Source organism: Streptomyces graminilatus, from assembly GCF_001418565.1.
GTDB lineage: Bacteria > Actinomycetota > Actinomycetes > Streptomycetales > Streptomycetaceae > Streptomyces > Streptomyces graminilatus.
In genome coordinates this window covers 1-7055 of the sequence record NZ_LIQQ01000645.1, presented here as the reverse complement: position 1 = coordinate 7055, position 7055 = coordinate 1, and the positions used below count along the sequence as shown (strand labels likewise).

Here is a 7055-nt window from a genome sequence, read left to right as displayed (position 1 = left end):
ATCGGCCCCTGCAACCTCTCCCTCGCCGCCCTCGCCGACCCCCTCCCCGGCCTCGACACCGTCTTCTACGAACAACACCCCCGCTTCGACTGGCACCCCGGACTCCTCATCGACGGCGCCACCATCCAAGTGCCCTTCCTCGCCGACCTGGTCACCCTCGCCGACCCCACCAGCCCCTGGTCCTTCCTCAGCTACCTCAAGAGCCGCGACCGCCTCTTCCCCTTCTACTTCGCCGAGCGCTTCCACATCCAGCGCGCCGAATACAACGCCTACTGCCGCTGGGTCAGCGAGAACCTCCCCCGACTCCACTTCGGCCACCAGGTCGATGCCGTCCGCTGGAACCCCGAACGGGACCTCTTCGAAGTCGACTACACCCAACTCGACGCCGACGGAGAAGCCGAAGCCCTCGGCCGGACCTACACCAAGAACGTCGTCCTCGGCATCGGCAGCGAGCCCTACATCCCCGAACCCCTCAAACCCCTCGTAGAAGCCCCCACCGTGCCCGTCCTGCACGCGGCCGACTACCTCGCCCACCGCGACCGCCTCCTCACCGCCGAACACGTCACCGTCATCGGCTCAGGACAGTCCGGCGCCGAGATCTTCCTCGACCTCCTGCGCCACCGCCCCGCCGGACGCGACAAAATCCACTGGCTCGGACGCACCGAGGCCTTCGCCCCCATGGAGTACTCCAAACTCGGCCTCGAACACTTCACCCCCGACCACACCCGCTACTTCCACGCCCTCCCCGAACCCGTCCGTGACCGCCTCGTCGCCGCCCAATGGCAACTCCACAAAGGCATCGGCGCCGAAACCATCGCCGCCATCCACGACGAGCTCTACCACCGCACCCTCCACGGCGGCTGGCCCGAAGCCGTCCTCACCCCCGGTGTCCACGTCCGCACCGCCGGCCGCGTCGCCACCACCAAAGTCGAACTCCACCTCGAACACACCCAACAGGGCACCCGCTCCCGCCTCACCACCGACGCCGTCGTCCTCGCCACCGGCTACCGCGACCGCCCCCTCGACCGCATCCTCGCCGGCCTCGACCCCTACCTCCGCCGCGACAACGCCCAACGCCCCCGCATCGACGAACAGTTCAGACTCGTCCTCGACCCCGCCATCACCGCCACCGGCAGCCACGTCTACGTCCAGAACGCCGAACTCCACACCCACGGCGTCGGCACCCCCGACCTCGGACTCGTCGCCTGGCGCAGCGCCGCCATCCTCAACACCCTCACCGGCAGCGCCCCCTACCCCCAGCCCACCAGAACCGCCTTCACCACCTTCGGCCTCGAACAACCACTGCCCCACGTCCCGACCCCCCGCCAGAGCCAAGAACGCGAAAAGGGCCAGCACCAAGTGCTGACCCCCCTCGTGGAAGGAATCTAGGGAACCCGAGGCAGCCACCCGCCACCCACGGACTGCCGCCGACTAGAACACCGGCGTACCGTCGCGCGTCAGCCGCCAGGACACCGAAGCGAACTCCTTCGGATCCAGCACACCCTTCGCCGTCACCCACTCGGAGATCCGCGTCCGGATCTCCGTCGACTCCGACCACAACTCCGGTGCCGACGCCACATGCGGGAACGCCCCGCCACCGTTGGCACGGTAGTTGTTCACCGCGAACACGAACTTCTGGGCGTCATCCAGCGCGACACCGTCGTACGCCAGGTTCTTGATCCGCGAACCGGCCGCCTGCGCGATGTCGATGTCGTACGTCAGCCCCGACACATAGTCGTAGTTGTAGTCCGGCCGGTTCCCCGCGTTCGTCAGCTTCTCCACGTCGACCACCGCACCCACCGGCGTCTGCACGAAGTACTGCGCCGAGTACTCCAGGTACGCCCGCACCTGCGCACCCGTCAGCAACTTCGCGACCAGCGTGTTGTCGTACACGTACAGACTCGACAGATCCCGGATCGTCACCTTGCCGGCCGGGATCTCCGACGTCCGCGAGAACGGCGAACCCTGCGCGATCACCGGCAGCGACGCATACTGCGTCCCCACCAGCGCCGCCCGCACGACATCCTCCTGGACCCTCGTGATCAGGTCGATGATCGGAGCGTCCTTGTAACGCGCCTCCACAGTCGTCAACGTGTCCGTCGCCGTACCGACCACCTGGTTGACATACGCCACGACGACATCGTGCTCGTCCTTCAACAGCTTGGTGATCTTCGGGTCGTCCGCGACCGTCCTAGAGTCACGCACGGTCGCCGAGACCGACTCGACAGCCCACTTGCCCTCCTCGAACGCCAGCTCGATGTCGAACACCGACAACCGCTCCGCATACGCCAGCGGCTCCGACAGCACCACCGTCTTCCCCGTCGCCGTGTTCGTCACCTTCAGCTCAGGAATCTCCGTGTGCGCGTGCCCCACCAGAATCGCGTCGATCCCCGGCACCTGCTGCGCCACCAGCGCCGCCGAGTTCTCCACGTACGGCAACTGATCACCGTACGAAGAAGTCCCCGAAGACCCCGAGTGCGCCGACACCACCACCACATCCGCGCCCATCGAACGCAGCTTCGGCACCCACTTCGCCGCCTGCTCCTCCAGACCCGGGAACGTCAGCTTCCCCTGCACATACGCCTTGTCCCAGATCGCGATACCCGGGTTCGTCAGCCCCAGCACCGCCACCTTGACCCGCGGAGCACCCTTCACATGGAACGTCTTCATGAAGTACGGAGGGAACGCCGGCTTCAGCGTCTTCGCGTCCAGCGCGTTCGCGCCCAGCAGCGGGAAACGGCACTGCGACTCGAACTTGCGCAACGTCTCGATGCCGTAGTTGAACTCGTGGTTGCCCAGCGCCACCGCGTCGTACCCGATGGCGTTCATCGCCTGCGCCATCGGATGCACCGGACCACCCTTGGCGGTGATCGGGTCCACCTTCGCGTAGTAGTACGTCAGCGGGGTGCCCTGAATCGTGTCGCCCGCGTCGAGCAGCAACGTGTTGTGACGCCCCTTCTCCCTGCGGACCTGCTCCACCAGCGTCGAGATACGGGCCAGCCCCTGCGCGTTGCCCTTCGCGTCGGAGTACTCCGCGTTCTTGAAGTAGTCCCAGTTGAAGACGTGCCCGTGCAGGTCGGTCGTACCCATCACGGTCAGGGAGTACCGCTTGCAGGCCTTCGCGGGCTTCCCCGCCTCCGCGGCCTGCGCCACCGGAGCCACGACAGCACTGGCCAGCGCCGCCCCCGCCCCGGTCACAGCGGACTTCTTCAAGAACTTCCGGCGGTTCAACGGCATGTTTCGGGCTCCTCGGCGAATGGTCAACAACGCGCGTAGATTCTGACCCGGACATGACCGGCGGCAACAGCCCCCAAAGGTTTCGATCTGGTGACCGGCAGACTCCGCAACACCCACCGCCACCACCCCACGAGTGACAGAGTGGGACGTATGACCTCCAGCCCCGAGCACCCCACCGCAGTCCCCTACGGCACCCCGGACGCACCCCGCATCGCCGTCCGCGGCGAAGCCCACCTCGAAGTCGACCCCGAGATAGCCCGCATCGGCATCACCATCGGCGCGAGGGGAACAGACCGCCGCACGGCACTCGACGACCTCACCCGCCGCAACGCCACCGTCCTCGACCTCGTGAAAACCTACGGCGACGCCGTCGAACGCCTCGAAACAGGATCCTTCTCCATCGCCCCGGAACTCACCAAACACGGCCGCGGAGAACGCGTCCGCGCCTACCACGGCAACGTCCACATCACCGCCGAACTCACCGACTTCACCGCCCTCGGCGAACTCACCAGCCGCCTAGCCGACCTCGACCTCACCCGCGTCGACGGCCCCTGGTGGGCCCTGCGCCCCGACTCCCCGGCCCACCGCGACGCCCGCCGCCAAGCAGTACGGGAAGCGGTACAACGCGCCCGCGAATACGCGGAGGCACTGGGCACCTCACTGGCGGCCCTGGTCGAGCTGGCGGACATCGGCGCGGAAGGGGTGCACCCCATGGGCTACGACGCTCAGTCACGCTCCATGCGCCACGTGGCCTACGCCGGCGCCGGGGGCGCGGACGAGACACCGCCACTCGACCTGGAACCCCAACGCCAGCAGGTCTACGCCCAGGTGAACGCCCGCTTCACGATGGTCCCGCCACAACTGTGAACAGACCGCAGGACGGGGCGGTGAACGGGGCGGTGAACCGAGCGCCGAACAGACTGGCTGAAAGACCGCCGAAATACTCATCCGAACAATCCAGGAGGCGATTCAACTCTTGTCAATAACCCTTCACGCAAAGGTTGTTGAGTAGTCATGCGGGGCCAATTCCCTACCCACCAGTAAGGCCTACGCTCAAAGGTATGCGCCGAGCAAAGATCGTCTGCACCCTGGGCCCCGCCACCGACTCGTACGACCAGATCAAAGCACTGGTCGACGCCGGAATGGACGTAGCCCGCTTCAACCTCAGCCACGGCACCCACGCCGAACACGAGGCGCGCTACCGGCACGTCCGCAAGGCCGCCGACGAAACCGGCCGCAGCATCGGCCTCCTCGCCGACCTTCAAGGCCCGAAGATCCGACTCGGCCGCTTCACCGAAGGCCCTGTACTCCTCGAACGCGGCGACACCTTCACCATCACCGTCGAAGAAGGCATCGAAGGCACCCAGCACACCTGCGGAACCACCCACGCCGGCCTCGCCACCGACGTCACCCCCGGCGAACGCGTCCTCGTCGACGACGGCAAGGTCTGCCTCGAAGTCACCGCCGTCGACGGACCCCGCGTCCACACCAAGGTCATCGAAGGCGGAATCATCTCCGACCACAAAGGCCTCAACCTCCCAGGCGTCGCGGTCTCCGTCCCCGCCCTCTCCGACAAGGACGAAGCAGACCTGCGCTGGGCGCTGCGCACCGGCTTCGACGTCGTCGCCCTCTCCTTCGTACGCAGCGGACGCGACATCGACGACGTCCACCGCATCATGGACGAGGAACACCGCCGCCTGCCGGTCATCGCCAAAGTCGAGAAACCGCAAGCAGTCGAAGCGATCGACGACATCGTGGCCGCCTTCGACGGCATCATGGTCGCCCGCGGCGACCTCGGCGTCGAAATGCCCCTGGAACAGGTCCCCATCGTCCAGAAGCGCGCCATCAAACTGGCCAAGCGCAACGCCAAACCGGTCATCGTCGCCACGCAGATGCTCGACTCGATGATCGAGAACTCCCGCCCGACCAGGGCCGAGGCCTCGGACGTCGCCAACGCGGTCATCGACGGCACGGACGCGGTGATGCTGTCCGGCGAGACCAGCGTCGGCAAGTACGCCATCGAGACCGTCCGCACGATGGCGAAGATCGTCGAAGCGGCTGAGGAGGACATCCTGGCCAAGGGCCTCCCGCCCCTGACGGAGCGAAACAAGCCCCGCACCCAGGGCGGCGCGGTCGCCCGCGCGGCGGCGGAAATGGGCGACTTCCTCGGCGCGAAGTTCCTCGTGGCGTTCACCCAGTCCGGCGACACGGTCAAGCGCCTCTCCCGTTACAGGTCCCCGATCCCCCTCCTGGCCTTCACCCCGGACCCGGCAACCCGCTCCCAGCTGGCGCTGACCTGGGGCGTGGAGACCTTCCTGGGCCCGCACGTCGACTCCACGGACGCGATGGTCGACCAGGTGGACGAACTGCTCCTGAAATACGGCCGCTGCCAGAAGGGCGACGTGGTGGTGATCACGGCCGGCTCCCCACCCGGAGTCTCCGGCTCCACGAACCTGGTCCGCGTCCACCACATCGGCGAGGACGACAGCCCCAAGTAGGCGCGCGGGTTCAGTGCTTGGGGCCCACGTGGGCGTCCATCAGGGCTACGGAGGCTTTTCGGGCGACGGAGATGTTCTGGGTGTTCGCTCGTTTCCAGTCGACCCCGACCTTGTCGAGGGTGTCGGTGTAGAGCCTCCTGATGTCGGACGAGAGGTTCGTGAAGAAGTAGCGCGGATACTCGTAGCGCTTGAGTTCACCGGCGATGACCTTCTCGGTCCAGTTGGTGATCCGGCAGCCGTCGGAGTGGACGAGTCCCCGGATGAACTCCCATGGGTGTGCGTCGACGATCGCCTGCTGCCAGTCGTCGAGAACGATCCGGCGCTCGTGCTTCTTTCCGGACCCGTGCTGCGGGAACAAGCAGGGCCAATGGGCGCTGTATCCGACTACGGAGACATAGCCCTGTGCTTGGACGCGGTACGCGCGCTTCCCCGGGTTGAGCGTCTGCACGGCGGCCTCGCAGGCGTCGATCAGCCCGGGCCACGCGTCGGCGCAGGCGATACGCAGGTAGTGCCCCGTGCGTGAATGGGCGCTGATGCAGCCGTCGCCGAGATACAGGCCGAGAAGGTAGGAGTAGGCGGCCCTGTCTTCGGGAAGGCCCGGGACAGGCCGGCATCGGACACACGGGCTCACCCGCATACGCGGCAAGGGATCGATTCGCGCCTGCCAGCTACGGATGGCGGCCCGGGATATCCCCGTCTCCTTGCTGACGGAGTTCAGACTGCGTCCCTGACCCACCATCACCAGGGCCCGCTTGCGCGTGCTGATGTCGTACATGTGGACAGGTTGGGGGAGTGGCCGCCGCGACACGCAGCAAAAAGCGGATGTTCACCGGAACGGGAACATCCGCTTCTTATGGGTTCCTTTGAATCAAAGGAAAAGTGCCTCGGGTGGGATTCGAACCCACGCTGTCGGTGGTTTGAGCACCGTGTCTCTTCCGCTGGACTACCGAGGCTTCCTGTAAAACGAAGGTAGGCGATCACCCGCCGTGCCCCTACCTTACCGCAGCTATGTACGCTCTTGTCAGCAGCCCCCTGCCCTGATCAAGGAGCCCCCGTGACCGCCCCCGAGTCGCCCCAGCCCGCAGACGCGCCCGACGACGACAAGTCGCACGTGCCTCCGCTGACGACCCGTGTCGTCATTGCCGAGGACGAGGCGCTCATTCGGCTAGATCTCAAGGAGATGCTCGAAGAGGAGGGCTACTCCGTCGTCGGCGAGGCCGGTGACGGTGAGGAAGCCGTGGAGCTGGCCCGAAAGCACCGGCCCGACCTCGTCATCCTCGATGTGAAGATGCCCAAGCTCGACGGCATCTCGGCGGCCGA

General features: G+C 66.5%; 6 protein-coding genes and 1 tRNA gene. 4 read left to right on the top strand and 3 right to left on the bottom strand.

The features are described 5' to 3' along the window. The coding region (locus AOK08_RS38985) for a lysine N(6)-hydroxylase/L-ornithine N(5)-oxygenase family protein (protein ID WP_055534916.1) at positions 1–1389 on the top strand (1389 nt) is incomplete at its 5' end. 42 nt (positions 1390–1431) lie between these two features. Here the strand turns inward: AOK08_RS38985 and AOK08_RS38980 are convergent. Continuing rightward, on the bottom strand, positions 1432–3237 hold the full coding sequence (locus AOK08_RS38980; RefSeq protein ID WP_055534914.1) for a bifunctional metallophosphatase/5'-nucleotidase: 1806 nt from the start codon (positions 3235–3237) through the stop codon (positions 1432–1434). 150 nt (positions 3238–3387) lie between these two features. On the opposite strand from AOK08_RS38980, the gene AOK08_RS38975 reads away from it, so the two are divergent. Next, positions 3388–4104, top strand: coding sequence for an SIMPL domain-containing protein (locus tag AOK08_RS38975; protein ID WP_055534912.1), 717 nt, complete (start codon positions 3388–3390; stop codon positions 4102–4104). A 194-nt stretch (positions 4105–4298) separates the two neighbouring features. Then, entirely contained in the window at positions 4299–5735 is a 1437-nt protein-coding gene (pyk, locus tag AOK08_RS38970) for a pyruvate kinase (RefSeq protein ID WP_055534910.1), read from the top strand. Positions 5736–5745: 10 nt separating this feature from the next. Here the strand turns inward: pyk and AOK08_RS38965 are convergent, their stop codons facing one another. Then, positions 5746–6510 carry a hypothetical protein gene (locus AOK08_RS38965; RefSeq protein ID WP_055534908.1) on the bottom strand — a complete coding sequence of 255 codons (765 nt, stop codon included), beginning with the start codon at positions 6508–6510 and terminating at the stop codon, positions 5746–5748. Positions 6511–6615: 105 nt separating this feature from the next. Beyond that, a tRNA-Leu gene (locus AOK08_RS38960) sits at positions 6616–6688 on the bottom strand. A gap of 101 nt (positions 6689–6789) precedes the next feature. Here AOK08_RS38960 and AOK08_RS38955 point away from each other — a divergent pair. Next, on the top strand, positions 6790–7055 hold a 266-nt coding region (locus AOK08_RS38955), incomplete at its 3' end, for a response regulator (RefSeq protein WP_157876984.1).

What these genes read in the sequence shown, in the direction of transcription:
- AOK08_RS38980 (WP_055534914.1), bottom strand. Translation starts at nt 3,237, where the DNA reads ATGCCGTTGAACCGCCGGAAGTTCTTGAAGAAGTCCGCTGTGACCGGG.
- AOK08_RS38975 (WP_055534912.1), top strand. Translation starts at nt 3,388, where the DNA reads ATGACCTCCAGCCCCGAGCACCCCACCGCAGTCCCCTACGGCACCCCG.
- pyk (WP_055534910.1), top strand. Translation starts at nt 4,299, where the DNA reads ATGCGCCGAGCAAAGATCGTCTGCACCCTGGGCCCCGCCACCGACTCG.
- AOK08_RS38965 (WP_055534908.1), bottom strand. Translation starts at nt 6,510, where the DNA reads ATGTACGACATCAGCACGCGCAAGCGGGCCCTGGTGATGGTGGGTCAG.